Annotated in this window: 27 protein-coding genes; 13 read left to right on the top strand and 14 right to left on the bottom strand. The window is 67.7% G+C overall.

What is annotated here, in order from left to right; translation table 11 throughout:
• Window positions 1–14 precede the first annotated feature (14 nt).
• Window positions 15–1307, top strand: a complete 1293-nt coding sequence (locus ACX3O0_RS00810; protein WP_459106447.1) for a DUF58 domain-containing protein — start codon at window positions 15–17, stop codon at window positions 1305–1307.
• A 248-nt stretch (window positions 1308–1555) separates the two neighbouring features.
• Here the strand turns inward: ACX3O0_RS00810 and ACX3O0_RS00805 are convergent, their stop codons facing one another.
• A complete protein-coding gene (locus tag ACX3O0_RS00805) occupies window positions 1556–2551 on the bottom strand; it encodes a stage II sporulation protein M (protein WP_459108423.1) in 996 nt (331 codons plus the stop codon).
• 16 nt (window positions 2552–2567) lie between these two features.
• Between ACX3O0_RS00805 and ACX3O0_RS00800 the strand changes: the two genes are divergently transcribed.
• Window positions 2568–3428, top strand: coding sequence for an RDD family protein (locus ACX3O0_RS00800; protein ID WP_459106446.1), 861 nt, complete (start codon window positions 2568–2570; stop codon window positions 3426–3428).
• Window positions 3429–3601: 173 nt separating this feature from the next.
• Here ACX3O0_RS00800 and ACX3O0_RS00795 read toward each other — a convergent pair whose 3' ends face one another.
• Window positions 3602–4747 carry an acyl-CoA dehydrogenase family protein gene (locus ACX3O0_RS00795; protein ID WP_459106445.1) on the bottom strand — a complete coding sequence of 382 codons (1146 nt, stop codon included), beginning with the start codon at window positions 4745–4747 and terminating at the stop codon, window positions 3602–3604.
• A gap of 82 nt (window positions 4748–4829) precedes the next feature.
• On the opposite strand from ACX3O0_RS00795, the gene ACX3O0_RS00790 reads away from it, so the two are divergent.
• From ACX3O0_RS00790 to ACX3O0_RS00775, 4 genes are all read left to right on the top strand, one after another.
• Window positions 4830–5477: a TetR/AcrR family transcriptional regulator gene (locus tag ACX3O0_RS00790; RefSeq protein ID WP_459106444.1), complete on the top strand. Its 648-nt coding sequence runs from the start codon at window positions 4830–4832 to the stop codon at window positions 5475–5477.
• 66 nt (window positions 5478–5543) lie between these two features.
• Complete coding sequence (locus ACX3O0_RS00785; RefSeq protein WP_459090134.1) at window positions 5544–6308, top strand: electron transfer flavoprotein subunit beta/FixA family protein; 765 nt, start codon at window positions 5544–5546, stop codon at window positions 6306–6308.
• 38 nt (window positions 6309–6346) lie between these two features.
• The gene (locus ACX3O0_RS00780; RefSeq protein WP_459106443.1) at window positions 6347–7309 is read left to right on the top strand and encodes an electron transfer flavoprotein subunit alpha/FixB family protein; all 963 of its coding nucleotides are present in this window, start codon (window positions 6347–6349) and stop codon (window positions 7307–7309) included.
• Between the two features lie 4 nt (window positions 7310–7313).
• Window positions 7314–8237, top strand: a complete 924-nt coding sequence (locus tag ACX3O0_RS00775) for a cytochrome b/b6 domain-containing protein (RefSeq protein WP_459106442.1) — start codon at window positions 7314–7316, stop codon at window positions 8235–8237.
• 119 nt (window positions 8238–8356) lie between these two features.
• Here the strand turns inward: ACX3O0_RS00775 and ahcY are convergent, their stop codons facing one another.
• The 3 genes from ahcY to ACX3O0_RS00760 form a co-directional block, all read right to left on the bottom strand.
• Window positions 8357–9808 (bottom strand): adenosylhomocysteinase, encoded by a 1452-nt coding sequence (gene ahcY / locus ACX3O0_RS00770; RefSeq protein WP_459106441.1) that lies wholly within the window; start codon window positions 9806–9808, stop codon window positions 8357–8359.
• Between the two features lie 151 nt (window positions 9809–9959).
• Window positions 9960–11387: a phosphomannomutase/phosphoglucomutase gene (locus ACX3O0_RS00765; RefSeq protein ID WP_459090126.1), complete on the bottom strand. Its 1428-nt coding sequence runs from the start codon at window positions 11385–11387 to the stop codon at window positions 9960–9962.
• Between the two features lie 21 nt (window positions 11388–11408).
• A complete protein-coding gene (locus ACX3O0_RS00760; protein WP_459090124.1) occupies window positions 11409–11630 on the bottom strand; it encodes a DUF3499 family protein in 222 nt (73 codons plus the stop codon).
• A gap of 102 nt (window positions 11631–11732) precedes the next feature.
• On the opposite strand from ACX3O0_RS00760, the gene ACX3O0_RS00755 reads away from it, so the two are divergent.
• Window positions 11733–12164, top strand: a complete 432-nt coding sequence (locus ACX3O0_RS00755) for a metallopeptidase family protein (RefSeq protein ID WP_459090122.1) — start codon at window positions 11733–11735, stop codon at window positions 12162–12164.
• A gap of 150 nt (window positions 12165–12314) precedes the next feature.
• Here ACX3O0_RS00755 and ACX3O0_RS00750 read toward each other — a convergent pair whose 3' ends face one another.
• The 4 genes from ACX3O0_RS00750 to ACX3O0_RS00735 all read right to left on the bottom strand — a co-directional run bounded on the left by ACX3O0_RS00750 (window position 12315) and on the right by ACX3O0_RS00735 (window position 17595).
• Window positions 12315–13844 carry a DUF5719 family protein gene (locus ACX3O0_RS00750; protein WP_459106440.1) on the bottom strand — a complete coding sequence of 510 codons (1530 nt, stop codon included), beginning with the start codon at window positions 13842–13844 and terminating at the stop codon, window positions 12315–12317.
• A complete protein-coding gene (locus ACX3O0_RS00745) occupies window positions 13837–16689 on the bottom strand; it encodes a glycosyltransferase family 2 protein (RefSeq protein ID WP_459106439.1) in 2853 nt (950 codons plus the stop codon). Before ACX3O0_RS00745 ends, ACX3O0_RS00750 begins: the two co-directional genes overlap by 8 nt.
• Before the next feature lie 203 nt (window positions 16690–16892).
• Complete coding sequence (locus ACX3O0_RS00740) at window positions 16893–17222, bottom strand: WhiB family transcriptional regulator (RefSeq protein ID WP_459090116.1); 330 nt, start codon at window positions 17220–17222, stop codon at window positions 16893–16895.
• A 244-nt stretch (window positions 17223–17466) separates the two neighbouring features.
• The gene (locus ACX3O0_RS00735) at window positions 17467–17595 is read right to left on the bottom strand and encodes a hypothetical protein (protein WP_459106438.1); all 129 of its coding nucleotides are present in this window, start codon (window positions 17593–17595) and stop codon (window positions 17467–17469) included.
• A gap of 83 nt (window positions 17596–17678) precedes the next feature.
• Here ACX3O0_RS00735 and ACX3O0_RS00730 point away from each other — a divergent pair, with 83 nt between their 5' ends.
• Complete coding sequence (locus tag ACX3O0_RS00730) at window positions 17679–18632, top strand: GlxA family transcriptional regulator (protein ID WP_459090112.1); 954 nt, start codon at window positions 17679–17681, stop codon at window positions 18630–18632.
• A gap of 66 nt (window positions 18633–18698) precedes the next feature.
• Here the strand turns inward: ACX3O0_RS00730 and ACX3O0_RS00725 are convergent, their stop codons facing one another.
• Together ACX3O0_RS00725 and ACX3O0_RS00720 are read right to left on the bottom strand one after the other, a co-directional pair.
• A complete protein-coding gene (locus ACX3O0_RS00725; RefSeq protein WP_459106437.1) occupies window positions 18699–19664 on the bottom strand; it encodes a hypothetical protein in 966 nt (321 codons plus the stop codon).
• 262 nt (window positions 19665–19926) lie between these two features.
• The gene (locus ACX3O0_RS00720) at window positions 19927–20514 is read right to left on the bottom strand and encodes an NADPH-dependent FMN reductase (protein ID WP_459090107.1); all 588 of its coding nucleotides are present in this window, start codon (window positions 20512–20514) and stop codon (window positions 19927–19929) included.
• A gap of 121 nt (window positions 20515–20635) precedes the next feature.
• Between ACX3O0_RS00720 and ACX3O0_RS00715 the strand changes: the two genes are divergently transcribed.
• Window positions 20636–21118, top strand: coding sequence for a MarR family winged helix-turn-helix transcriptional regulator (locus ACX3O0_RS00715; RefSeq protein ID WP_459106436.1), 483 nt, complete (start codon window positions 20636–20638; stop codon window positions 21116–21118).
• Window positions 21119–21128: 10 nt separating this feature from the next.
• Here the strand turns inward: ACX3O0_RS00715 and manA are convergent, their stop codons facing one another.
• Window positions 21129–22373, bottom strand: coding sequence for a mannose-6-phosphate isomerase, class I (gene manA / locus ACX3O0_RS00710; RefSeq protein WP_459106435.1), 1245 nt, complete (start codon window positions 22371–22373; stop codon window positions 21129–21131).
• Between the two features lie 227 nt (window positions 22374–22600).
• Between manA and ACX3O0_RS00705 the strand changes: the two genes are divergently transcribed.
• The 4 genes from ACX3O0_RS00705 (at window position 22601) to ACX3O0_RS00690 (ending at window position 25607) form a co-directional block, all read left to right on the top strand.
• Window positions 22601–23941: an O-antigen ligase family protein gene (locus ACX3O0_RS00705; RefSeq protein WP_459106434.1), complete on the top strand. Its 1341-nt coding sequence runs from the start codon at window positions 22601–22603 to the stop codon at window positions 23939–23941.
• Window positions 23942–24046: 105 nt separating this feature from the next.
• Window positions 24047–24850 carry a hypothetical protein gene (locus ACX3O0_RS00700; RefSeq protein ID WP_459106433.1) on the top strand — a complete coding sequence of 268 codons (804 nt, stop codon included), beginning with the start codon at window positions 24047–24049 and terminating at the stop codon, window positions 24848–24850.
• 144 nt (window positions 24851–24994) lie between these two features.
• The gene (locus tag ACX3O0_RS00695; protein ID WP_459090097.1) at window positions 24995–25273 is read left to right on the top strand and encodes a hypothetical protein; all 279 of its coding nucleotides are present in this window, start codon (window positions 24995–24997) and stop codon (window positions 25271–25273) included.
• Window positions 25266–25607 carry a ribbon-helix-helix protein, CopG family gene (locus tag ACX3O0_RS00690; RefSeq protein WP_459090095.1) on the top strand — a complete coding sequence of 114 codons (342 nt, stop codon included), beginning with the start codon at window positions 25266–25268 and terminating at the stop codon, window positions 25605–25607. Before ACX3O0_RS00695 ends, ACX3O0_RS00690 begins: the two co-directional genes overlap by 8 nt.
• A gap of 43 nt (window positions 25608–25650) precedes the next feature.
• Here ACX3O0_RS00690 and ACX3O0_RS00685 read toward each other — a convergent pair whose 3' ends face one another.
• Together ACX3O0_RS00685 and ACX3O0_RS00680 are read right to left on the bottom strand one after the other, a co-directional pair.
• Entirely contained in the window at window positions 25651–26121 is a 471-nt protein-coding gene (locus ACX3O0_RS00685) for a HEPN domain-containing protein (protein WP_459106432.1), read from the bottom strand.
• Complete coding sequence (locus ACX3O0_RS00680) at window positions 26118–26708, bottom strand: hypothetical protein (protein WP_459106431.1); 591 nt, start codon at window positions 26706–26708, stop codon at window positions 26118–26120. Before ACX3O0_RS00680 ends, ACX3O0_RS00685 begins: the two co-directional genes overlap by 4 nt.
• Window positions 26709–26722 lie beyond the last annotated feature (14 nt).

Genomic DNA, 26722 nt, shown 5'->3' with positions numbered 1-26722 from the left:
GTGACCCTTCTCTGATGGCACTGTCCGGCTGGTTCGTCGCCCTCCTGGCGCTCGGCATCGTGCCGATCGCCTACTTCGACGACCCGCTCGCCCTGCTCGGCTGGCTGGGCGTCGTGCTCGTGGTCAGCGTCATCGACCTGGCCCTCGCCGGCTCGCCGCGGCAGGTGCTGCTGGCGCGGGAGGTGGGCGATCGGGTCCGCCTGGGCGAGACGACCGCCGCGACGCTCTACCTGACAAACACGGGCCGCCGGACTGTTCGCGGGATGGTGCGGGACGGCTGGGAGCCCTCGGCGGGCGCGTCACCCACCCGGGCACGCATCGCCGTTCCGGTGGGCGAGCGCCGTGCCGTGGTCACGCAGCTGACGCCGTTTCGACGCGGGGAGCGCCGGGCTGCGCAGGTCACCATCCGCTCATTCGGGCCGCTGCGCCTGCTCGCGCGTCAGGCGACCATCGACCTGCCGGGAGCCATCCGCGTGCTGCCTGCCTTCAACTCCCGCAAGCACCTGCCGTCGCGGCTGGCCAGGCTGCGGGAACTGGACGGGCGCACCAGCGTGATGATTCGCGGGCAGGGCACAGAGTTCGACTCGCTGCGCGAGTACGTGCGCGGCGACGACGTTCGCTCGATCGACTGGCGGGCGACCGCGCGGCGTCAGGATGTCGTGGTGCGCACCTGGCGCCCGGAGCGCGATCGCCGCGTCGTCATCGTGATCGACAGCGGACGCACCGCGGCCGCCCGCATCGAGAACGAGACCAGGCTCGACACCGCGTTCGAGTCGTCCCTGCTGCTGGCCGCCCTCGCCTCCCGCGCCGGCGACCGGGTCGACCTCGTCGTCTACGACCGCCGGGTGCGCGGGCGCGTGCAGGGGGCGACCGGTGCCGACCTGCTCTCCCGCATGGTCAACGTGATGGCGCCGATCGACCCCGAGTTGATCGAGATGGACTGGAGCGTCGTCCCGTCGCTGGTGCGATCGGTCACCAACCAGCACTCGCTGGTGGTGCTGCTCACCTCGATCAGCACGCCAGGCGCATCCCGCGGTTTGCTGGCCGCCCTCCCCCAGCTGACGCGCAAGCACACCGTGCTCGTCGCATCCGTCACCGACCCGACCGTGATCGCCGCGACCGGCGACCGCTCGGACCGCAACGCCGTCTACCGCGCCGCCGCGGCCGAGCGGGCCATGCTCGACACCGCCCGGGTGTCTGCCGCCATCCGCCAGCTGGGTGCGGATGTCGTGACCGGCGCGCCCCTGGACCTCCCGCCCGCGGTCGCCGACCGCTACATCGCGCTGAAGGCCGCCGGGCGCCTGTAGCCCGCGACGCCGCGCTGCCGCCTCGCCCACCCACCGCGACGATGACGCCCTTTCTCGTCGATGCGCCCCTTTCAAACAGGCGCATCGAAGAGAAACAGCGTCATCGTCGCGCCCTCACCGGGCACATCGAAAACGAAGGAGATGCGCGCGAGAAATGCCGTTTCGGCGACGAAACGCGCCACAAGGGACGTTTCTCCTTCATTTTCGGCGCGACGGCGCGAGCTGAGGGCGGATGCCGGGCGGGCGGGTCAGCCGGCGACGAGACGGTGCGCGCCGGCCTCGAACGCAGCCAGGTCGCCGGTCTCGCCGGCGAGGGTCGCCCGGCGCCCGAGGATCCACTGGTACGCGAGGAACGCGGCGAGCGCCACCGTGCCGATGCCGATCTTGACCGGCCACGGCCAGTCGAGCCGGGTCACGTAGCCCTCGATCAGCCCGGACACGAGCAGCGCAAGCGCGAGCCCCACCGCGACGGTCATCAGCGCACGGGCGTCCTCGGCCAATGCCTGCCCACGCGTGCGCACACCGGGCGCCACCCACGCCCAGAAGATGCGCAGCCCGGCCGCGCCGGCGACGAAGATCGAGTACAGCTCCAGCTGGCCGTGCGGGGCGATGTAGAGAAAGAAAATGTCGAGGCGGTCGTTGGCCGCCATGAGAGCCGCGGTCAGCCCCAGCTGCTGCGCGTTCATGAACAGCAGGTACGGCGCGTACACGCCGACGATGCCGAACGCGACGCATTGGGCGGCCAGGAACGCGTTGTTGGTCCACACCAGGCCGGTGAACGAGGCGGGCGGATGTTCGGAGTAGTAGTCGACGAAGTCGTCCTCCGCGAATTGGCGCTGGAACTCCTCGGTACCGAAGTTGGCCAGCACCCCCGGTGTCTGCAGCGCCCACACCGCATAGAGCACCGCGACCAGGGCACAGGACAGGGCGACCGCCAGCGACATCCAGCGGATGCGGTACAGGGCTGCCGGCAACTGCGCACCGAAGAAGCGCGGCAGCTGGCTCAGCACGTTGATGCTGGCGCCGGTGAAGCGCAGCCTCGCCCGTGACAGCCAGACGGAGAGGCGCTCCCCCTGTACCGACTGCCCCGCCGTGGTCTTGATGGCGGACAGCTGGGTGGCGCCGGCCTGGTAATGCTCGATCAGGGCATCCGCTTCCTGCCCGGTGAAGCGACGTTTCGCTCCCAGGCGGGCAAGCTCGTCCCACTCATCGCGGTGGGCGGCGGAATAGGCGTCGAGATCCATCTGCTTAGATACTGGCATGGCCGCCGCATCCCCGCTTGCCCCTGTTGCCCGGGTGCAATTCGATGCCTCCGATGAGCTGATCACCGGTGAGGCGGTCGCCCTCGACCTGCGACCGGTCGGCTTCGTGCTGCGGGCCGCGGGCGCCGCTATCGACCTGCTCACCTACCTGGTCGCCTACTTCGCAATCGTGTTGCTGGTGCTGTCTCCGCTGGGCGGCGCATTCCTGGACGAGGCGACCCAGTCGGCCGTCACCATCGGCGCCCTGGTCTTCTGCATCGTGATCGTTCCGATGACCGTCGAGCTGCTGACGCAGGGGCGCTCACTCGGCAAGCTGGCGGTCGGCGCACGGGTGGTGCGCGACGACGGCGGGGCGATCGGGTTCCGGCATGCCTTCATCCGCGCCCTGACCGGCATCATCGAGGTGTTCATGTCGCTGGGCGGGATCGCCGCGCTGGTCGGCCTGCTCAACACGCGGGCGAAACGGCTCGGCGACTTCCTGGCCGGTACCTACAGCCAGAACGAGCGTGTCCCCCAGGTGGTGCCGCCGGTTTTCGGGGTGCCGCTGGAGCTGATTGAGTGGTCGAAGACGGCGGACGTCGCGCGGATGCCATCGGGCCTGGCACGGAGGATCGCCCAGTTCCTGAGGCAGGCGAGCGGGCACTCCCCGACCTCCCGGTCTCGGATCAGCCGCGACCTCGCGAACGAGACGGCGCGCTACGTGTTCCCGGTGCCGACGGTTGACCCGGAGTTGTTCCTGGCGGCGGTTGCCGCGCTGCGCCGCGAGCGCGAGTACACCGCGCTGCACCTGGAGCGCCAGCACCTCGACCGGCTGGGCCCGGCGCTCGACGGGCTGCCGCACGGGTTCCCCGACCGGTAGCGTGTCTCGGCAGGCTCGACTAAGCGCTCGGCCCGCCTAAGCGCTCGGCCCGCTTTACGTCGCGGCGCGCACCAATCGGAGGCACGCCTATGCAGATCGCCAAGCGACCCTCTGATCCGTGCGCGCGGCGTCTGTGAGTGGATACCACGCGCCACCTACCGCGCTCCACGCGCCTACCGCCGGGTGAGGTGCCGCGCGATGACCAGCCGCTGGATCTGGTTGGTCCCCTCGAAGATCTGCATGACCTTCGCCTCCCGCATGTACCGCTCGGCCGGGAAGTCCCGCGTGTAGCCGGCTCCCCCGAGCACCTGCACCGCGTTGGTCGTCACGCTCATGGCGTTGTCCGTGGCTACCAGTTTCGCGATGGCGGATGCCTGCCCGAACGGTCGCCCGGCATCCTTGAGCCTGGCCGCAGCCAGGTAGGTGGCGCGGGCTGAGGCGACATCCGCCGCCATGTCCGCCAGCAGGAAGCCGAGGCCCTCATGCTGGATGATCGGCTTGCCGAACGCCTCGCGCTCGTTCGCGTATCCGACGGCGAGGTCGAGTGCCCCCTGCGCCAGCCCGGTGGCGACCGCCGCAATGCCGAGCCGCCCGGTGTCGAGGGCGGCGAGCGCCATCGGAAGGCCCTGGCCCTCCTCGCCGATGCGCCGGTCGGCGTCGATGTACACGCCGTCGAAGTTCATCGTCGCGGTGGGCGATCCGGTCAGGCCCATCTTGTGCTCCGGAATGGCGGCGGTCAGCCCCTCAGCATCGCCGGGCACCAGGAAGCAGCTGATGCCACGGCCGCCATCGTCGGAGGTGCGAGCCAGCAGCGTGTAGTAGTCGGCATTTCCCCCGTGGGTCGTCCAGGCCTTGGCGCCGGTGATCACGTAGCCGTCGCCGGAGCGCACAGCGCGGGTGCGCATGGCAGCCGGGTCCGAGCCGGCGTGCGGCTCGGACAGGCAGTACGCCCCGAGGCTGTCGCCGCCCAGCATGCCTGGCAGCCACCGCGCCTTCTGCTCATCAGTGCCGAAGTTGACCAGCGGGAAGCAGGAGAGGGCGTGCACGGAGACACCGACGCCGACGCTGGCCCACTCCGTGGCCAGCTCTTCGAAGACTTGCAGGTAGACCTCCGCGGGTTGGTCTCCCCCGCCGAACTCTTCCGGGTACGGCAGGCTCATCAACCCGGCCTGGCCGAGCATCCGCATGACGTCCCGCGGGAACATCTCATCGCGCTCCGCCTCCGGTGCGCGGGGCGCAAGTTCCTTGGTCGCGATCTCGCGGGCCAGGTCGACCAGGTCTTGGGCTTCCTGCGAGGGCATGAGGCGTGAGGCGGGCATCGGCGCTCCTTTGCGGCTGTATTCCCAAGAGACTGAGTACTTCAAGCGGTACTCACGGCGGGATTCTGGTACTGTGCTGAGTATGGCACAGGCGCTGGGCACCCCGTTGCGGAACGTACCGACCCAGCAGCGCCGCGACCGGGCATCCGTTCGCCGTGACGAGCTCATCGAGGAACTGATCGACCTCTTCATCCGGGAGGGCTTCCTCGGCTTCAGCATCGAGGATGTCGCCCGCGAGCTGAAGCGCTCCAAGTCGACGCTGTACTCGGTGGCCGACAGCAAGGAGCAGATCTTCGTCGCCGTCGCGCGCGCATTCTTTCGCCGCGCCACCGCCCGCATCGAAGAGCGGCTGACGGATGCCGACCAGCAGCGTACCGATCAGCACGGTGGTCGGATCGGCTCCTACCTCAAGGCCATCTCCGACGAGTTCGCGTCGGCCTCCCCGCAATACTTCGCCGACCTCGACGCCTTCGCCCCCACCCGCGACATCTACCGGGCCAACATGGATGCCGCGTCGCAGCGCGTGCAGGACCTCGTTCTCGAGGCGGTGCCGCAGACGAGCCACGCCGACGCGACTTTCCTCGGCACGGTGGCCGCGCAGATCATGGAGGCCGTGCACCGTGGCGACATCGAGCAGTCGACCGGCCTCGAGCATCCGGCCGCGTATCGCGCTCTCGGCAATCTCATCGAGGCGGGCGTCTCGGCATCCGCCCGCCAAGACAGGCAATAGAGGGCAAGCTATGAGTGACCAATTTCCCGCCGACCATCCACAGAAACGATCAAGGAGTCGAGACGCATGAAGATCATCGCATTGGTGAAGCAGGTCCCAGACACCGGAGGTGAGCGCAAGCTCGACGCGTCCGGGCTGCTCGACCGCGACGCGAGCGAGCGCATCATCGACGAGATCAACGAGCGTTCGCTCGAGATCGCGCTCAGCTACAAGGACTCGAACAAGGGCACCGAGGTCGTGCTGATGGCGATGGGGCCGGCGGATGCCACCAGCACCCTGCGCAAGGGCTTGTCGATGGGCGCGGACTCCGCGATCCACATCGTTGACGACTCTCTTGCGGGCTCCGACGCCGTCCGCACCTCGCAGGTGCTGGCTGCGGCCCTGAAGGACACCGGGTTCGACCTGGTGGTCGCCGGCAATGAGTCGACGGATGGTCGGGGCGGGGTCGTTCCGGCGATGCTGGCCGAACGGCTCGGCGTCGCCCAGCTGACGCACCTGAACTCGGTGGAGCTGACCGAAACCTCGGTCAGCGGCGTGCGGTCGACCGACTCCGGAACCCTCACCGCGCACGCCGGGCTGCCGGCCGTTATCTCGATCACGGAGATCGCGGCCGAGCCGCGCTTTCCCAATTTCAAGGGCATCATGACCGCCAAGAAAAAGCCCGTCACCGTGCTCAGCCTCGCCGACCTCGGCGTTGAGACGCCGGAGGCCCGCTCCGTCATCGTGTCGGCGACCGAGCGTCCGGCCCGCGCGGCAGGCAAGAAGGTCGTCGACGACGGCAACGCCGCAACCGAGCTGGCAGAGTTCCTCGCTGCCGAGCGCCTCATCTGATCCAGCAGCGACTGACACGTACGTAAAGGAAGACGACAATGTCGAAAGTTTTGGTAATGATCGAGGTCTCTGATGGCCAGATCGCGAACACCGCGGCCGGCCTGCTGGCCGCCGCTTCCCGCCTGGGCGAGCCGGTCGCCGTGCTGACCGCGAAGCCGGGCTCCGGCCTCGGTGCCCAGCTCGGCGCGCTCGGCGCCGCCGAGGTTTACCTCGCCGAGTCCGACCAGGCCGGCGAACTGCTGGTGACGCCGGAGGTGGACGCGCTGGCGTCCGCTGTGGAGGCGCTGCAGCCATCCGCTGTGCTGCTGAACAACTCTCCTGACGGGCGCGACGCCGCAGCCAGGCTCGCCGTGCGCACCGGCGGCGCCCTGCTGGTCGACGCCGTCGACGTTCGCCTGGACGGCGAGCGCGTCGTCGCCACCCACTCGGTCTTCGGCGGCGCATACTCGGTCGACGCGGCCGTCGAGGGCGGGCTCGCGATCGTCACCATCCGCCAGGGCGCGATCGAAGGCAAGGCGGAGCCGGCATCCGGAACCGTCACCAACGTGCCGCTCGTGGTTGACGGCAGCGCATCCGCCGTCATCGACGAGGTGAACCCTGCCACCGAGGTGTCGAGCCGTCCTGAACTGCGTGGGGCGACCAGGGTCGTCTCCGGCGGTCGCGGGCTCGGATCCGGTGAAGCGTTCGAGTTGGTCGAGCAGCTGGCTGACGTGCTCGGGGCGGCGATCGGCGCTTCCCGCGCTGCGGTCGACGCAGGCTACGTGCCGCAGACCTACCAGGTCGGGCAGACCGGCATCACGGTGTCGCCGCAGCTGTACATCGCCCTCGGGATCTCCGGCGCCATCCAGCACCGGGCCGGGATGCAGACGGCGAAGACCATCGTCGCCATCAACAAGGACGCGGATGCCCCCATCTTCGACATCGCCGACTTCGGCATCGTGGGCGACGTGTTCACCGTCGTGCCGCAGCTGATCGACGCGATCAAGGCCCGCTCCAACTAGCGCCATGGCATCCACTTCCCTCACGTCCAAACGCTGGTTCCCGCTGGTCTGGATCATCCCGACAGCCCTGGTGCTGCTGGTCGTCGCCGTGCTGCTCGCGCAGTGGCTGCGCGGCCTCCCCGACGTGCAGTCGTTCCTGACCGACTACCCGGGCGAGAGCGAACTGCCCGATGGCGCACCGGTCGGCTTCCCGGCCTGGCTGGGCTGGCAGCACTTCCTGAACGTGCTGCTGATCGTGCTGATCATCAAGTCGGGCTGGCAGGTGCGCACCACGCAGCGCCCGCCCGCGTACTGGACCCGCAACAACACGGGCCTGATCCGCACCAAGGGTGCGCCGAAGAAGATCAGCCTCGACCTGTGGTTCCACCAGTCGCTGGACGTGCTGTGGGTGCTCAACGGACTCATCTTCTACATCCTGCTGTTCGCCACCGGCCAGTGGATGCGACTGGTCCCCGTCAGTTGGGACGTCTTCCCGAACGCCCTGTCGGCGACCCTGCAATACGTGTCGCTGAGCTGGCCGGTCGAAGATGGCTGGGTCAACTACAACAGCCTTCAGTTGCTCACCTACTTCGCCACGGTCTTCATTGCGGCTCCGCTGGCGATCATTACGGGCATCCGGATGTCTGGGGCATGGCCGGCGAAGGCAACGCGCCTGAACAAGGCGTACCCGATCGAGGTGGCCAGGGCGATCCACTTCCCGGTGATGCTCTACTTCGTGCTGTTCATCATCGTGCACGTCACGCTGGTGCTCGCCACCGGGGCGCTGCGCAACCTCAACCACATGTACGCGATGAGCAGCGACGAGGGCAGCTGGGCCGGATTCTGGATCTTCGCGGCGTCGCTCGTCGTGATCGTCGTCGCCTGGTTCGCGGCGCGTCCGCTGTTCCTCCGCCCGGTCGCTTCGCTCATGGGTTCGGTGACGCGCTAGTAGCTGTCGCTTCCGCCGTCGCGCGGTCTTTTCAGTGAAACGCGCCCGAAAAAACTACCGCGCGGCACTGAAAAGGGCCGCGCGGTGAAGGCGCGGCCCCATCGACACGGCGGCCGGCCTCAGTAGCGATAGTGGTCGGGCTTGTACGGGCCGGCCGGGCTCAGCCCCAGGTAGGCGGCCTGCGCATCCGTCAGCGTCGTCAGCTTCACGCCGAGGGCGTCCAGGTGCAGCCGCGCGACCTTCTCGTCGAGATGCTTCGGCAGCACGTGCACATCGATGGGGTAGTTCTCGGCGTGGGCGAACAACTCGATCTGGGCGAGCACCTGGTTGGTGAACGAGTTGCTCATCACGAAGGACGGATGCCCGGTGGCGTTGCCGAGGTTCATCAGGCGTCCCTCGCTGAGCACCAGGATGCTGCGGCCGTGCGGCAGCCGCCACTCGTGCACCTGCGGCTTGATCTCCACCCGCTCGGCGCCCTCGACGCGGGCGAGCCCTGCCATGTCGATCTCGTTGTCGAAGTGGCCGACGTTGGCCACAATGGCGAGGTGCTTCATCCCCAGCAGGTTGTCGACGGTGACGACGTTCTCGTTGCCGGTTCCGGTGACCAGGATGTCGACCTGATCGATGACGGATTCGAGGGTGGTCACCTGGAAACCGTCCATCGCGGCCTGCAGCGCGCAGATCGGGTCGACCTCGCTGACGATGACGCGGGCGCCCTGGCCCTTCAACGCCTCGGCGGCACCCTTGCCGACGTCACCGTAGCCGCAGACGAACGCGACCTTGCCGCCGATCAGAACATCGGTGGCCCGGTTGAGACCATCGGGCAGTGAGTGGCGGATGCCGTACTTGTTGTCGAATTTCGACTTGGTCACCGAGTCGTTCACATTGATGGCGGCGAACTGCAGTTCCCCGGCCTTCGACAGCTCGTAGAGGCGGTGCACGCCGGTCGTGGTCTCTTCGGTGACACCCATCACGCCCTCGGCGATGCGCGTCCAGCGATCGGGCGACTCGGCCAGCGACGCGCGGATGGTGTTCAGGATGACGGTCCATTCGTGGCTGTCGGTGGCCGTGGCATCCGGAACCGTGCCGGCCAACTCGAACTCGCGACCCTTGTGCACCAGGATCGTCGCGTCGCCGCCGTCATCGAGGATCATGTTCGGGCCGGTGTGGCCTTCGGCGCTCCAGTCGAAGATCTGGCTGGTGCACCACCAGTACTCCTCGAGGGTCTCGCCCTTCCAGGCGAAGACCGGCACGCCTTGCGGGTTCTCCGGCGTGCCGTTCGGCCCCACCGCGACGGCGGCTGCGGCTTCGTCCTGGGTGGAGAAGATGTTGCAGCTCGCCCAGCGCACCTGTGCGCCGAGGGCGGTGAGCGTCTCGATCAGCACCGCCGTCTGCACGGTCATGTGCAGGCTGCCGGCGATGCGCGCGCCGGCGAGCGGCTTGCTGGCGCCGAACTCGTCGCGGAGCGCCATCAGCCCGGGCATCTCGTTCTCGGCGAGGCGCAGCTGGTGGCGGCCCGCTTCGGCGAGCGTCAGGTCGGCGACTTTGTACGGAAGTTTCGTGGAGAGCATCTCCCCATTCTGGCACCCGACCGGGCCACCGAAAATGAAGGAGATCCGCTCCTGAGCGCACGTTTCGGCGCAGAACGGCCCATCCGCGGCCGCATCTCCTTCGTTTTCGACGCGTCGAGCCAGACTCCGCGCCGGGCGGATGCGCGCCGGGCTACTGGCGGATGAGCTCCAGCACCGAGTCGCGGATGCTCTCCAGCTGCGCCTGGTTGCCGGCCTCCACGTTGAGGCGCAGCAGCGGCTCGGTGTTGGACGGACGCACGTTGAACCACCAGAAGTCTTCCGGGGAGGTGTTCGTGCTGCTCACGGTCAGCCCGTCCAGCTCGTCGAACTCGCCCTTCGACGCGAACTCGGTGACGATCCTCGCGTAGGCGGCCGCGACATCCGTCACCGTCGAGTTGATCTCGCCGCTCTGGAAGTACGGGTTGAAGCGCTCCGCGAACTGTGACAGCGGATGCTGCTGCCCACCCAGCTCGGCCAGCAGGTGCATCGCGGCGAGCATGCCGTTGTCTGCACCCCAGAAGTCGCGGAAGTAGTAGTGCGCCGAGTGCTCCCCGCCGAACACCGCGCCGGTTGCGGCCATCTCGTCCTTGATCAGCGAGTGCCCGACCTTGGTGCGCACCGGGATCGCCCCTGCCTCCTCGATCGCCTCGGCGACGAAACGGGACGTGATCAGGTTGTGGATGACGCAGAGCTCGCCCTCCTCGCCCCGGGCGCGCGCCCGGGCGATCTCCCGCACCGCCACCACCGCGGCGACAGCGGACGGGGTGACCGGCTGGCCGAGTTCGTCGATCACGAAGCAGCGGTCGGCGTCGCCGTCGAAGGCAAGTCCGAGGTCGGCACCCTCGGCGAGCACGGCCGCCTGCAGGTCGACCAGGTTGGCCGGCTCGAGCGGGTTCGCCTCGTGGTTGGGGAAGGTTCCGTCGAGCTCGAAGTACAGCGGAATCACCTCGATCGGCAGCGCCGGCAGCCCGGCCGCGGTGCCCAGGACGGCGGGCACGGTGAGACCGCCCATCCCGTTGCCGGCGTCCACGACCACGCGAAGCGGGCGGATGCCGGACAGGTCGACCAACTCGCGCAGGTACGCGGCGTAGTCGGCGAGCACGTCAAGCTCACGCGCCGAGCCGGGTGTCGCCGCCGGCGTGATCCCCTCGGCGAGGTACTTCTCGGCCCGCTCCCGGATGGCGGTCAGCCCGGTGTCCGCGCTGATCCCGCGGGCGCCGGCGCGGCTGAACTTGATGCCGTTGTAGGTGGCCGGGTTGTGGCTGGCGGTGAACATGGCGGCCGGCGCGTCCAGGTGCCCGGAGGCGAAGTAGTTCTCATCGGTGGAGCACAGCCCGATCGAGACGACGTTGCCGCCCCTGGCCCGCACTCCCCCGGCGAACGCCGACGCGAATCCGGGCGACGAGTCGCGCATGTCGTGGCCGATCACCACGTCGGTTCCGGATGCCTGCACTTCGTCAACGAAAGCGGCGCCCAGGGCGGTGACCACCTCATCCGTCAGTTGGCTTCCCACCAGGCCGCGCACGTCGTACGTCTTGACGAAGGCGGACAGATCGTGCGGATTACTTGTGGCGCTCATGCCATCGAGCCTATGCCGTGGCTAGGCTTCGGCGGGCACGCCGCCGAGCATGACATGGCGGATGACCTGCCACCCTTGCGGCGCCGACAGTCGCTCGGAGTGGCGAACGCACAGGTCGTAGCTGTGCGGCTCCGCCTTCTGGCTGAGCGGGCCGAGAACGGCCATCGAATCCGCGTACACGTAGGTGAGCGTGGTCACCGCGTCGGCGACGCAGGCGACTTTGCTACAGGGTCGACCGTCCATATGGGTTCAGCTTAGGGGTCGGCGGGCTCGGGGCGGGGTAGGGCGGCGGGCGTGCCTCCCGAGACTCGTGGAGCGTTGCCCCGGGACTCGTAGACTGGGTGCATGGCTCGAACTGCACGCGCGTCGACGCGGCCCGGTTGGCGTGACCGCCACGGCCGCGGCATCCGTGCTGCCGTCACCGGCCCGCACCTGCCGATGCTCCGCACGCGAACGGATGTCTTCGACCAGACGGTCGCATCGACAGCCGGCTACCTGAAGGACCTCTGGCCGAACGAGCTGGCCGGGGTTCGCTTCGAGGTTGCCGCGCTGCCGCCGGACCCGACCACCACGGGTGTGGTGGATCGCTGGCTGGTGATCCCGCCGCAGCGCCGGATCATCCTGTTCCGCCTGCCGATCGAGCGGATGGCGCGCCTGCACCGCCGCGACGAACTGCACCGCCGGATGATGATCGAGAGTTGCGTGTTCCGTGCGGTCGCCGAGCTGCTCGGCAAAGACCCGTGGGAGCTTGCCCCGGAGCGCTTCCGCCACTTCTAGTCGCCCGGGCCGCGACCGCTCCGCATGAGTACAAAACGAAGGAGATTCTGCCGGTAGCGGCCGATTCGGCGACGATTTGGCAGCTGAAGGACGTATCTCCTTCGTTTTCGGCGCGACCGAACAGCGGTGCGGGTGCTGGTGCGTCCGTCGCTACGGGTAGACGGTGATCCGCTCGGCAGCCGGTCCGGTCGGCGAGACCGTGAAGCCTGCGAGCAGCCCGTCTCCGGTGTAGCTGACGGCGACCCGGAGCTGCGTGAAGCCACTCAGCCGGTAGGCCGTGCCCGGGTCCACTGGCACCGCGATCGCACCTTCGGCCGGCACCGTCACGGTGGTGGTTTCCCCGGCGGCGCCGTCCACCGCGATGGCGACTTCGGCATCCGTCGTCGAAGGGTTGGCGAGGTGCAGCGCCGCGTCAGCTCCAGACCCGATGTTCACCAGCGCCTGCTCGCGCATGAGTTCGGCCGATTCGAGCCAGACGAAGTCGCTCAGCCCGGATTCGCCCACCGTCGACGCGCGGGCGCCGGCAACCAGCGGCACGTCGGAGGTGACGCTCACCGTGTATCCGCCGTCTTCGAAGTGCTCGAACGGGAACTCGCTGACCTTGCCGGGCAGCAGGTCGAAGTCGACGCTGATGGTGTCGCCGCCGCCTTCCGGCGTTACAGCGATGGTGGCGGATGCCGCCTCGTCGCCTGGCACGAACAGCCTCAGCACCGGCGTGATGTCGTGATAGTCGGGGGCGCCGACCTTCGCGTCGAGCGCCTCATGGCCGACGATGACCATCCCCGGAATGACCACGTCAGTGGATGGCGCGGCCGCTGGCCCGACCATGTCCACGCCGCCCGGCTCGAGGATGCGCACGGTCGACTGCTGCAGGTGGGCGACGACGGTTCCGCCGACGCTGGTGACCCGCACGACCGGTGACACGAGTCCCGGCGCGAACCCGGCGAGCGAGAAGCTGGTCTCGCTGTTCGGCTGCACGACGATGCCTTCGGTTCCCGGCGCTTCGACCAGGCCGTCTTCCGAGTAGATGCTGATGCTCACGGTGGCGGCGACCGCGCCCGGGTTGGCGAGGGTGAGCAGAGAGGTGCGTCCGGTGTCGCTGGAGCCGCCGACCAACCAGGTCTCGGCCCGCGCTTCGACGCACTCCGCGGCGACCAGCCCGGCCAGGCCGGCCGAGTCCACAGTCTGCAACTGGCTGCCGGCGAGCAGCGGCTGGAGATCGGGGTTGTCCTGCGCCGGCGCGAGCGTGAGCACCGTGGCAGAGCGCCCGGACGGCTCGCTCGTCTGCCCAATGCTGCTCGTCTCGACGGTGCCGTTGGTGGCGAGGTGCCGAACGCTGGGCGTGCCGACGGCGGATGCGACGGTGGCGCTTCCGCCCTGGTCGTCGCCCAGGCGCAGCATCGGTCCGGCGCAGACCCGCTGCTGTGGGGCTGCGACAGGGATGACGGATGCCGCTGGCGGGGTCGCCTGGTGAGCCGGCAGTGGCAGCAGGGTCGCCGCCAGGACGGTCGCGGCGGTGGCTGCGATGCCGATGAGCCCAGTGACGGCGCGTGCTCCGACGACGAGGATGACGCGTGCGCGGGCTCCCCGGGGAGCAGCATCCGCTGGTGGCACCTGCGCTGTTGGGATCTGGGGCTGGGTCTCCTCCAGCACCGGCTCGTCGTCGTGGAGGTCAGGCATTGTCTTCCTCATCGAAGGTCGTGGCCGGGCCTTCCAGGCTGTTGGCGCTGGCCCGCACCCGGCGCTTGCGGCGGGCGGTCGGCACGGCGAGGAGGAGGGTGAGGAACACGATGACGCCCTGCACGGTGAGCACGATCACGCCGAACGGGGTGTCGGTGTTGCCCGGCTGCGCTTCCGGGACGGTTTCCGGTGGAGTCGCGACCCGCCAGAGCAGTCCGCTGGCGGTCTCGCCGACGCTGCTGACCCGGTCGTTGCCGTCGAGGGCGACGGTGATGCGTTTGTGCACGGCGGCCTGGGACTTGTCGCCGCGGTCGTCGTCCTCGAGCACGACGAACCCGATGTACAGGTCTTCCAGGTCCGCAGTGGGGTCGTACCCGCTGCGCGAGGCGAGGTTTCCGGCGAGGGTGGCGAGCCGGTCATCCACTTCACCCAATTGCTGGTCGGTGGCGGCGATCGTGGACTGGTCATCGAGGGTGGTGCCGAGGCCGCGGTGCAGGGTCGCCGAGATCCGGTCGTCCTCCCCCGTGTCCGAGCTCGCCGGTTTCAGCATGAGCGTGCCGATCTGCGGGTTGGTCACCGACTCGGCCGCGACGACAGCAGGCACGATGCGATTCGAGCTCGGCGCGATCGCCGCCGCACCGACATACCCGGCGATCAGCAGGGGCGCGGCCAGGAGCACGGTGGTCGCGACCGCGACGGTGCCGAGAGTGAGGGACGCCGGGCCGAGCGCGTCCAGCGCCGCGATCACGCAGCAGAGCAGTCCGAGCCAGAACAGGCTGAGGCCGGAGCCGGTCCACACCGCCGTGGTGTCCGCGCCGACGGAGCTGAGCTCGAGGCGCGAGGATGCGACGGCCACCAGGAATCCGAGCAGCGCGAGCACCAGCCCGGGCACCGCGCGCCGGGTTCCGGGCAGGAACAGCGCCATCAGGGCGAGCACAACGGGGACGGCCAGGAGCGCGGCGACAACGTATGGCGCGGCGACGACCGGCAGGGAGAGCTGGTCGAGCAGGTGCACCCAGCCGCTGAGCCCGCCGTCGGTGCTGGCCAACGCGAGCTGCCAGGCGGATGCCCCTCCGCCGTCTGCGGGGACGCCGGGGTCGGCCAGCAGGGCGAGCAGGTTGCCGCGGCGGAACTGCTCGATCACCAGCGGCGCGAACAGGGCTGCGGCCGGCAACGGGATCAGGATGAGTCGGTGCAGCCCGCGTGGCTGCACCACCATCCACGCCAGCCAGGCGAGCACGATCACCGGTGCGAGAACCGGGGCGGATGCCGTCACCGCGGCCATCAGGAGCGCCGCAGCCGCCGCGGCCGGCCAGGACCGCGACGCGTTGATCAGCGCCAGTGCGAGCCACGGCAACAGGATGTGGGCGATCGCCGACCCCAGCTGGCCCGACGACAACGACGAGAGGAACGGTGGCGCGACTGCCCAGAGCACGGCGGCAATTGCCGGGATCCAGCCGCGCACGCTCAGCCGCCTGGCGGCGAACCAGGCGCCCGTGGCAGCCAGCGGCAGGGCCGCGAAGTAGAGGATGACGATGCTCAGCGACGGCGCCCAGAAGGTGAGGCTGCCGAGAACAGCCAGTACGGTCGTGAGCGGGTCTGCGGCACCCAGGAAGCCCGTGCCGATCTCGCGCCATCCGACCCCCACCTTCGACCAGAGCGAGCGGATGTCCGCGTCCAGTGGCAGCAGGCCGCCGCCGCTGACTGCACTGGCTCCGAGCAGCGGGCCGAAGGCGATGAGGCCGGCAACCGCAGCGACCGCGACGACTGCGAGGCCGCCCCCGCTGATGAAGCTGATCTTCGGCTCGGTGGTGTGGCCGGTGCTGACGGTCTGCTCTTCGCGCGCCTGGGCGCGACGTTCACGCACGTCCGACCACGGCAGGCGGAGCGGCGCGATGGCGCCCCAGCCGAGGGTTCGGGTGCGGTGCAGGTTGCGGCGGGCGCCCGCGACGGCCCCGTCGAAGGCGGCCCGGAATGCGGCGGAGAACTCCCCGGCGATGGCGCCGGGGCGCTTCGCGAGCAGGGCGCCAAGCGACCGCAGCACGGCCAGCGGAACCAGCGAGAGCCAATGCACAGCCATGGCGGCCCCCGGCGCGTAGACCAGTCGGCGGTGCAGCTGGGCCGAACGGATGGCTGCGGTGCGTTTCGCCGCCGACACGCTTTTGCGGCCGAACAGTTCCGGCCCGCCTGCGGATGCGACGCGCGCACCGGGAACCAGCACGACGCGGAACCCGGCCAGCCTGGCGCGGATCGAAAAGTCGAGGCCGGAATCAACGGTGGGCAGCCCGGGGTCGAAGCCGCCGAGTTTCGACCACAGCGACCGGCGCACCAGCATGCCCTGCGCGGCCACCCCGAGCACGTCGTCCGAGACGTCGTGCTGGGCCTGGTCGAGTTCGTTCTCCACCATTGGCATGGACGCGCCGAGCCTGGTCATCGACTCGCCGAACTCGGCGATGGTGTCCGGTTTGTCCCAGCGCATCAGCTTGGGCCCGGCGATGCCGACGGATGGCGCGATCTCGACGGCGGCCAGCAGCTGCTGCAGGGCGCGCGGTTCCGGTGCGTTGTCGTGCGCCAGGAACCACAGCCACTCGTTGTCGGAGTCCGGGTGCGGAACGCCGTGCATCCCGAGGGCGATCGCGTCGCCGAAGCTCGACTTCGCCGGCGCACTCACCAGCTGGGCGGGCTGGGCGGCCGCAAGCTGGTCTGCGCCGTTATCGGATGACCGCGCGCTGACGGCGATGAAGACATCCGGTTGCCTGGTCTGCGCCTTCAGTGCGGCGATTGTGCGGTCGAGGTATTCGGCCCCGTTTCGGGCGACGAGTACCACCGTGACAACCTGACGCATTTGTTCGAGCCTACGGGGCTGCGGCCCGCCCGCTTCTCAGACACGCGGCGAGCTCAGCCCGGGTCACCGAAAATGAAGGAGATTACGCCCGTGTCTGCATGATCACGCCAGAACAGCGCGATCGGCGACGGATCTCCTTCGTTTTCGACGCATTCGTTTTCGACGCGGCGAAACGAGGGCGGATGCTCCGGCATCCGTTCGGATTAGACGGCCTTCTTGCGGAGTTTGCGGCGTTCGCGCTCGGAGAGCCCGCCCCAGATGCCGAAGCGCTCGTCGTTGGCGAGTGCGTACTCGAGGCACTGCACCCGCACCTCGCACGATGCGCAGATCTTCTTGGCATCGCGCGTCGACCCGCCCTTTTCGGGGAAGAATGCTTCCGGGTCGGTTTGTGCGCACAGCGAGTCGGACTGCCAGGCGAGTGCGGCGTCATCGTCGTCGACGTTGACTACGCGGCGTACCCCCGGTACGCCTAGCCTGACGGGGTCGACGAACCAGTCGTCTGGGACTCCACTCCGGTGCTCATTGAGCGCCATAGCACAATCTCCCCTCACGCTTGCGAACGACTTGCCCGTATCGCTTAGGGATAATTACATCGTTGTAGTTCCTCCGAGTCAAGTCGTAAATCGTAAAGCCTCAACTCCGCATAGAAGGTTACGACTCGCCCACCGGCGTGTCGCTCTCCGGCCAAGGTTCACCAAAATGAAGGAGATCGGGCGGCTGAGCGGCCCATCGTGCCCGACACGCCGCCCAAGCGCCTCGATCTCCTTCATTTTTGGGTTATCCGAAGTGGCGGCTGCCGAGGCCGCGCCAGTCGTCTTGGCGCGTGAGACGGTGCAGGCCGTCCCGTCGTAGTTCCACGATCGTCGGCACAGCGGCCGCGACCACTAACACAATGATCAGTTCCATGGCAGTTAATCTATGTATTGCGAGAAAGAGCCACTAGTGGCAGGATTGTCACAATTCGGTTCATTACTGCCAAGGACGCCACAATGCTCAAGAAGATCGCCCTACTCGCCATCCCCGGACTCACCCCCTTCGAATTCGGGGTGATCTGCGAGGTGTTCGGAATCGACCGCACCGCCAGCGGCGGCCCCGCATTCGACTTCACCATCAGCGCGGCCGTGCCCGGCGCCATCCCCACCTCCCTCGGCTTCAGCATCAACGTCGACAACGACCTGACGGCCGCAGCGGATGCCGACCTGATCGCGGTTCCCGCCCACGGCACCGGCCCCATCGACGAGGCCTACCTGCAGGTCATCCGCGACGCCGAACGCCGCGGGGCGTGGATCCTCAGCGTCTGCACCGGCGCGTTCGCCCTCGGCTACGCCGGCGTGCTCGCCGGTCGCCGCAGCACCACTCACTGGATGCACACCGATGAGCTCGCGACCAAGTTCCCCGAGACGACCGTGGACCCGGACGTGCTCTTCGTCGAAGATCGCCACGTGGTCACGGGTGCCGGCACCGCGGCCGGGATCGACGCCGCACTGCACGTGGTGCGCAAAGAGCTGGGCGCATCCGCCGCCAACGTCATCGCCAGGCGGATGGTCGTGCCGCCACAGCGGGACGGCGGCCAGTCGCAGTACATCGAGAACCCGATCACCGAGTGCTCGATCGACTCCCTGGCTCGCGTCACCGACTGGATGGTCGAGAACCTCGACCAGGACCTCACCGTCGACCAGCTCGCCCGGCGCGCTCTCATGTCGCCGCGCACGTTCGCGCGCCGGTTCCGGGCCGACACCGGGACGACCCCGGCGGCGTGGCTGAACCGGCAGCGGATCCTCCGGGCGCAGCAGGCGCTGGAGAAGACCAGTCGCAGCCTCGAGGAGATCGCCTCCGAGGCCGGGTTCGGCACGGCGGCGGTGATGCGGCACCACTTCCTCAAGGTGCTGCAGACGACGCCGACCGCGTACCGGCGTGCGTTCGGCGCGCGAGTCGCCAGCTGACGCATCCGTCGCCCGAGCATCCGCCCGCCTGACCGAAAACGAAGGAGATTCGGCGTCTTCGTGCCGCTACGGCGCCGGATCAGCGGTTATCGCCGGGGATCTCCTTCGTTTTCGGTGCACGCGCGGGCGGTACGGATGCCGCCGACGATACGCCGAGAGCACCGCATCATCCGCTTCGGCACGCTTGATTGCCTCCAGAACGCGCGGCCAGTCGGTGTAGAGCTGCCGGTAGTTGAACCGGTGCGTCGCGCCGCCGGCGATCGTCACCGTCGTGTCGCGGTCGAAGTCACTGTCCCAGGAACTCGCGCCGTCGCCGGTCCACTCCGGGTCGTGCTGCCCACCGTCGATCTCGATGTAGGTGTGCTCACCCACCCGGAAGTCGTGCCGGGCGCCATCCGCCTCGACCTGTTGCAGGAAGCGGATGCCGGCATCCGTCATCCACAGGCGTGCAAAGGTCTCGCCGTGAGACTCGTCGCGGTCGCTCACCTGGCATTGCCAGCCCGCCACCCGTGCTGGGGCGCGCTCGAACACGGCGGCGAGCTGCACGGGTGTGAGCAACCCGCGGTGCATGACGGCGCTCGCGCAGGCAACCGCGATCTCCCGGCTCTCCTCGGCAAGTATCACCAACAGTGCGTCGGCGACGCTCACCCGCCAGCTCGATTCCCTGGATACGCGTCGGTCGACCCAGTGCACGCGCACCGGGTCACGGCGGTCGAGCCGCCGGTAGCGGTCGACGGGTTTGCGTAGACGGCACGCGCCGACCGGCACCGCGACATGCAGCGCCGGCCGCCTCGGCACCCGCAATCCGTAACTCTCCAGCGCGGACACCCCGGTCAAACGCCCGCCGACCCTGACCGCCAGCACGGCAGGCGCTGGTGCATCCGGCACCGAATACCAGCCATGCCGCACGCGGAAAATGCGACGCTGCCCCAGTTCGTGGCGGATGTGACGGTCGACGTACCCGAGGCGCAGCAGGTCCCGGCGGCGCAGGAAGAGACCGTGGCGGCGGATGGCGTAGGCGATGCTGTCCATGCCCCCACGCTCGGCTACGCCGGGCGACCCCAGCCGACGTTCGGCGAATCTGTGGGATACGCCCGGAACGGGTCGCCTGTGGACGAGCATCCGCTCCCGAAAATGAAGGAGTTCCTCGCCGAACGCGCCGCTTTCACGCTGGAACGGCCCCGGAGCGGACGAATCTCCTTCGTTTTCGGCTACCCGCCGGCACACCAACGCAGCCGGCGTTAACGCAGTCGTGCCCCGCACGAGACGGGGCACGACGAATGAGAAAGCGGTATTACGCGGCGAGAGCCTCGGCACGCAGGGGCTGCAGGGCCCGAGCCCAGGCGGTGAGCTGCGAGATCTGGCCTTCGAGCTCTCCGACCTTCATGCCTGCGGGGGTGAAGGTGGCTTCACCATTCTCGCCGTAGGTGAAGTCGGTGAACAGCGAGAACATGACGTGGGTGCGCACGTCGGCAAGCTGCAGTTCGCCGAAGATCTGGCGCAGGTGCTCGCCCGCGCGGACGCCGCCCATCGATCCGTAGCTGACGATTGCGGCAGCCTTGTTGTTCCACTCGGCGTTGACGTAGTCGAGCGCGTTCTTCAGCGCGGCCGGAACCGAGTGGTTGTACTCGGCGGTGACGAAGATGAATCCGTCGAATTCGGCGACCTTGGTGGCCCAGGCGTTCGCTTCGTCGCCGAGGTAGTTGCCGGCGCCGGCGGGGAACGGCTCTTCGAGCATGGGGAGCTTGAAGTCCTGCAGGTCGACGAGTTCGAACTCGACGCCTTCCGCGGTCGCATTGTCCTTGACCCAGTTGCCGACCTGGATGCCGTTACGGCCCGGGCGGGTGCTGCCGACGATGATGCCAATCTTGAGGTCTGACAAGACGTACCTTTCGTGAAGTTCCTGAAGTCACCGGTTTCGGTGACACGTCACCGTTTTTTGGTGACACATCACCATAAATCACTCCTTGGTGACATGTCAACTACTTGCTATGATGGTCAGCATGTCCGCAGTTTCAGAAGTGACTGCCGAAGAATGGCAGGTCTGGCGCACGTTCTACACGATGCGCCGCCAGCTCGACCGCGCCCTCGAGAACCAATTGCAGGCGGATGCCGGAATCTCCGGTCCCGACTACGAGATCCTGCTCGCCATCTTCACGTCACCCCAGAACCAGCTGCGCAGCCGTGACCTTGCCGAGGTCATCGGCTGGGAGAAGAGCCGCATCTCGCACCAGGTGACCCGCATGGAGTCGCGCGGCCTGCTCGAGCGCCGCGAGTGCGAGGACGACCTCCGCGGCACCTGGATTGGCATCACCCCCGACGGGCGCCGCGCAGCGCTGGGCGCCATGCGCAACCACAACGAGACGATCCGGTCGCTGTTCTTCGACGTACTCGGCCCCGACGAGTTGGCCGTGCTGGCGCGCGCATCCGAGAAGGTGCTGAAGGCGATCGACCCGCCGATCTGCGAGACCCTCGCAGGCGATTAGGCGGCGGATGCTACGCGGTCGTCGCAAGGAACGCCTCGCCATCCCCCGCGAAAGCCAGTTCCGCCTCGTCCGGGGTGACGTAGACCGCGTCCCCGCGGGCCAACGAGATCGACGACGATTTCCCGGTGACCGTGAGCGCCCCGGCCGTGCACAGCACGATGGTCGGGCCGGCGATGGCCTGCCTGGTCGCACCGGTCACATGGAGCAGCTTGAATCCCGGCCCCGCCGGACGGTACAGCGCCGCGCCGTCCGACACCAGCGGCCGCAGGTATGGCACCTCGGTCGGAGTGAAGTCGAGCACGTTGAGCAGCTCGTCGATGTCGACATGCTTGGTGGTGAGCCCGCCGCGCAGCACGTTGTCGGACGCGGTCATCAGCTCGATGCCCAGCCCGCTCAGGTAGGCGTGGATGTTACCGGCCGGCAGGTACAGCGCCTCCCCCCGGCGCAGGGTGACCCGGTTGAGCAGCAGCGACACGACGATGCCCGGGTCGCCCGGGTACTCGGCCGCGAGCATCCGCACCGTGCCCAGCGCCGCCTCGACTGCCGCTTCCAAAATGAAGGAGTTTCGTGCCGATTCGGCCGTTTCCGCGCCAGCGGCGGTCGTTTCAGCGACAAACTCCTTCGTTTTCGTCACAGCCGGAACGCCAGCAGCACCAGAGTCGGCGAGCGCCGAGACCCGGTCGACGAGCGCGGCGACACCGTCGCCACGGGTGACCAGCCACTCGAAAACGTCGGCGAGCGGTTCCGCCTCGATCCGAGCGGCCAGGTCGGACAACCCGAGCGCGTGCAGCAGCTGTACCGTCTGCTGGAGCGGCCGGAACCCGCACAGCGCTTCGAACCGCTCGCTGACCGCGCAGATGATCTCGGGTTTCGGGTACGGGTCCTTGTAGTTGCGCTCGGGGGCGTCCAGCCGCACGCCGAGGGCGTTCTCGCGGGCGAAGCCGTCCTGGGCCTGCTCGGCGGTCGGATGCGCCTGCAACGACAGCGGGGACGCCGCCGCCAGCACTTTCAGCAGGAACGGCAGCCGCGGATGCGATCCGAGGGCGTCCGACGGCGCGGCGGCTATCCACTCGACCAGGTCGCGGGCTCCGCCGACCTGCGCCGGGTCGATGATGCGCGCCGGGGAGCCGGCGTGTGATCCGAGCCACAGCTCCGCTTCCGGCCCGCCGGAGGGGGTGGTGCCGAGCAGCCCGGAGATGGCGGTCGCGGAACCCCACGCGTAGTCGCGGGGGGTGTTCTCGATGCCAACGAACATCCGGAGCTCCTCAGGTCGCAGCTCCGACGAGGCGGGCAGTGGGGGTGACGGGGGTCTGAACACGGTATCAAGCACCGCGGCCCGTGGGGAGTAGACGGGCCGGGCGCATCCGGTGCCCGCGAAAACGAAGGAGATCCACCCGCGAACGTCCGTTTGCGCGCCGAAACGCTTTCCCGGAGGAAGATCTCCTTCATTTTCGGCAAGCACCCCGCCGCTAAGCTCGTCCCATGCTCGACAGGCCCGCGTTCCGCACCGGTTTCGTGACGCTGGCGGCCTTCACGCTGCTGGCTGGGGACGCCTGGCGTTACTCGATCAGCTGGTACGGGTTCGGCGTGATCGCCTTCGCGCTGACCGGCACGTCGATCGCGCTGCTGGTGCGCCATCGGGGCAGTTGGTCGGTCGGCTCGCTGCCGATCCCACTGCTGGCCTTCCTCGCCCTGGCAACGGTGTCGCTGGCCTGGTCGTTCTACCCGGGCTCGTCGGCGCTCGGCGTGCTCACCACCTGGATGACCGTGGTCACCGCTGTTGCCGCCGCCGTGCTGTTCAGCTGGGCAGAGTTGCTGCGCGCGCTCGGCAACGCCCTCCGCATCATCCTGGGGCTGTCGATCGTTTTCGAGCTGGTCGTGTCGCTGTTCGTGCGCGAGCCGCTGCTGCCGTTCTGGACGAACTACCCGGACGGCAAGCTCCCCCTGCTGCTCTACTGGTCGCGCGACGTGCTGCTGGAGGGCGGCAAGATCCAGGGCATTGTCGGCAACTCGAGCCTGCTCGCCTTCGTGGCGCTGCTCGGCGTGATCGTGTTCGGGATCCAGCTGGCCACCACCAGGCGCAGGCTCGCCGGCTGGTTCTGGTTGTTGGTGGCGGTCGCCACCATCGCCCTCACCCGCTCCCCCACCATCTACGTCGCGCTGGCTGTTCTGGCGTTCGTGCTGGCGGCGGTCTGGCTGATCCGCCGAACCGGCAGGAGGGCGCTGGTCTACACGGGGATGCTGGTCGTGGTGGCCGGTGTCGTGACATCCGTCGCCTTGTTCTCCGACCGGATGCTGGCGCTGGTCGGTAAGGACTCTGACCTGACCGGTCGCACCGAGATCTGGGAGAAGGTGATCGGGCTGGCCGTTCAGCGCCCGGTGGCCGGGTGGGGCTGGGTCAGTTTCTGGACCCCGTGGGCTGAACCGTTCGACGACCTGGTGACCCGCGCCGGCGTCGTGCAGTTGCACGCCCACAACGCGTGGCTGGATGTCTGGCTGCAGTTGGGCACCCTGGGCCTGGTCGTTTTCGGTGCGCTGGTGCTGACGGCGCTGGTGCGCTCCTGGATCCTGGCGACGGAACGGCCACACGAGCTGCCTGGCATGGTGCCGGCGGATGCCGCTCCCGGCGTTCGCGGGGTGCCGGCACGTCCTGGGTTCACGGCGTTGTCGCTCCTCCCCCTGCTGCTCATGGTTGCGTTGCTCGTGCAGAGCGTCGCGGAGTCCCGGCTGCTGGTGGAGTACGGGATGTTCCTGCTGGTGATCGTCGCGGTGAAGACGCGGCAGGCTCATTCCGGAAAGGATCGCAAGACTGCCGGATATTGAGTGAAGAAGGACCGAGGCGGCCGAAAAGCCGTCTCGGTCCTTTTGTTTCCATCGAGCTATCCTCAGCACTACAATCGCGACCAAAACGTCGGAGGGTGGAGTGGTATGGGCGAGATCGATGAGGCCCAAGAGTCGCCTAAGCCGGCTTCTGACACAGAGGTGGTGACGCAGAGTAGCGAACGCTCTCTCGCGGGCTGGACCTCCGCTGCCGCCGCGTTCGTAGCAGTGGGTGCGACCTCAACGATCGTTCAGGTGATAACCGCGTTGGCGCTCGGGACAGCACAGTATTTCGACTGGCGTTGGTCCACTGGTGGGTTAGTTTCTGTTGCCGCCGCAATATTCATGTGGTCCAAAGGGACGAGTTGGGCGACCTGGCGCCACCGCATTTGGCCATGGCTAATCGTGGTCGGGTTCATGGCCGCTGGGTTCATGTTTGTACAGTCCCACTCCGTTGCCGCAGATCGGGATTTGCCGAGTTCGCCGTCGTTCGGATTCGCAAGTCACTGGACGAAAGTTGACTCAGAGGCCACATTCGAGTTCGTGTGGGAGCCCACGGGCAAGGTTGACGTCGACTACTCCGGCATCAAAGCCTGTTACATCGATCAGCCATGGCATGAATGCATCGACGCGGTGGTCTCTGAATACCAGTTCGCGTGTGTACGTTCTGATCTGTCGACGGATTTACCAATTCATTTGCAGCGTGACTACCAACTGCTCAATGTGTGTGAGGCAACACTTCGCGATATTCAAAACATGCAAAAGCAAGGAGGTGCCGGCTTCGTTGTCGCGACCCCGGGGCACGAGAAGCTTCAAGTGACGGATGAAACTCGCCGCATCCAAGTGGTGAAGGAGCCTGCCCGCACCCACGTCGCGGTGTGTTACCTGGGATTTATGGGCGAATGTCATTGACCGGTTAACCCAGTCTGGCTTCGATACGCGGCTGGCTTTGACGGGCGGATGCTCTGCCTTCGCGACAGCCTAATGAACCAGACAATCTTATTCAGCTACAATTTGTAACTACATTATTGCAGCGGGCCTTGCTATGATGAATCCATGCCACCCAAGTGGGAAGACTCAGCACTAAAGCGGGGCATTCCCAAGTCGGACGTGGTCTACGCGATTGCCAACGCCACCTTCGTCGACACTATTGAAGATTCGGGTTTTCGCGGCGGCCGAGTAGTGCTCTATATCGGACCGGAGCACGGTCAGACTTCCCGGGAGCTGGAGGTCCTAGTGGAACAATTCGACGACGGCCGAGAGGCTGTGGTCTTCCATGTGATGGCCCTGGGACCGAAGCTCAAGCGCTACCGAGAGGAGCATTCAGATGACTAACGAGAGCTACGAGCAGTACGCTGCCCGATTGACCGACCAAGAGACCCCTCTCGTCGGGTCGGGATCGCCGCTACGCGGGGAAGCTGCCGCCGCAGCGGGGCGATCTTTCCTTGTGGAGGCTTACGGAAGCGAAGCTGCCGTCAAGCGTGCAATGCGCCGCGGTAGGCCTCGCGTCGGGCAGGCCACGGGCGCCTCTCCGGAAGTGCGAGGGCGCATCATGCCCGCAGAGTTCGATGCGCTCGAGGAACTTCGGAAGCAAACCGGTCGCAGTCGCAGTGATCTTGTCCGCGAGGGCATCCATCTCCTTCTCCAAAAGAACAAGATCGGCGCATAGCGGCGTATACGTCGGGCTGACACGACGGCGGCCTCGGCGTTCGCTAGTAGACCGGCATTTGATCGAGCACCCTGCGGGCGGTCTCGACAATTTTCTGTGCTGCCGGAATGGCCTCTTCAACGTCAGCGGCATTGGCAATCGGTTTGTCCAGGTCGGGGTACTCAGTGGTGTTTCGCAACCGCCGCATCCAGTCGAAGGAGTCGATAGCCGGGCCGAGCGGAGGATGAAGCTGAGCACGAGCCGCCTGATACAACGTTGCGTGAGCGCCGGCACCTTTTGCACGAAGCCCCTGGTTTGCCAGGATCGCCGCGAGCGATTTTCTCGCCGCGTCGTAAGCGAGCTGGAACGAGCCGGGCGCATCCGTGGTACTGAGCAGCCTCGCTGAGTCGAGGTGGAGTTCCGCTTGCCCCAGCATTGCGTCTGCCAGCTCTCGGCTCGCGGTCACCCGGTCCAGGCTCTGGCGCGCCAGCAGTTCATCGATGTCTGCACGGCCTTGCTCCCAACGTGCGATCACGCGTCATTGGTCCTCTGCTCGATGGTCACAAGGGGTCTGGACTTGAGGGTAGCGACCAATGGCGTTTCTGCTTGCTGCCATTCTTCAGGCGAGATACGAGTCACGTTGACTTCCCTGTGGAGGGCGAGTTCGGCCTCGCGTGCCATTGAGTTCAAGGCGTCCCTGGGTGTCGTACCGACGATCAACACATCGACGTCGCGAGGGGCTGGACCGCTTTCACCGCGGTACCGCGCGGCCCACGACCCGTAGACGTATGCCTGCTCAACGTCCGAAAGGGCGGCGACCGCTGCCTCCAGGTAGACCTTTGGGCCGTACGTGAGCAAAAGCAGCTCACGCAGTGGCTCGTGGAGGAGATGCGCTGCGTTCACCCGCACCATTCGGGACCGCCCAACCATGCGATCAGTCAGGATGCCGGAATCGACAAGCCGCTGGACCTCACGGTGCACGGTTGCCGGCAGCGCTCCAACCCGACGCACAAGGTCGGACAGGCTGAACTCATCTTCCGGGTTGAGGAACAACACCGCGAGCAGGTCGCCCTGGGCGTTGGAGCGTAGTAACGGAGATAGTGTCGGGGCCGGGGTCTTCATATAACGTGACGATA

The sequence above is a fragment of the Homoserinimonas sp. A447 genome (assembly GCF_054489325.1).
This window is presented reverse-complemented; position numbering and strand designations above follow the sequence as displayed.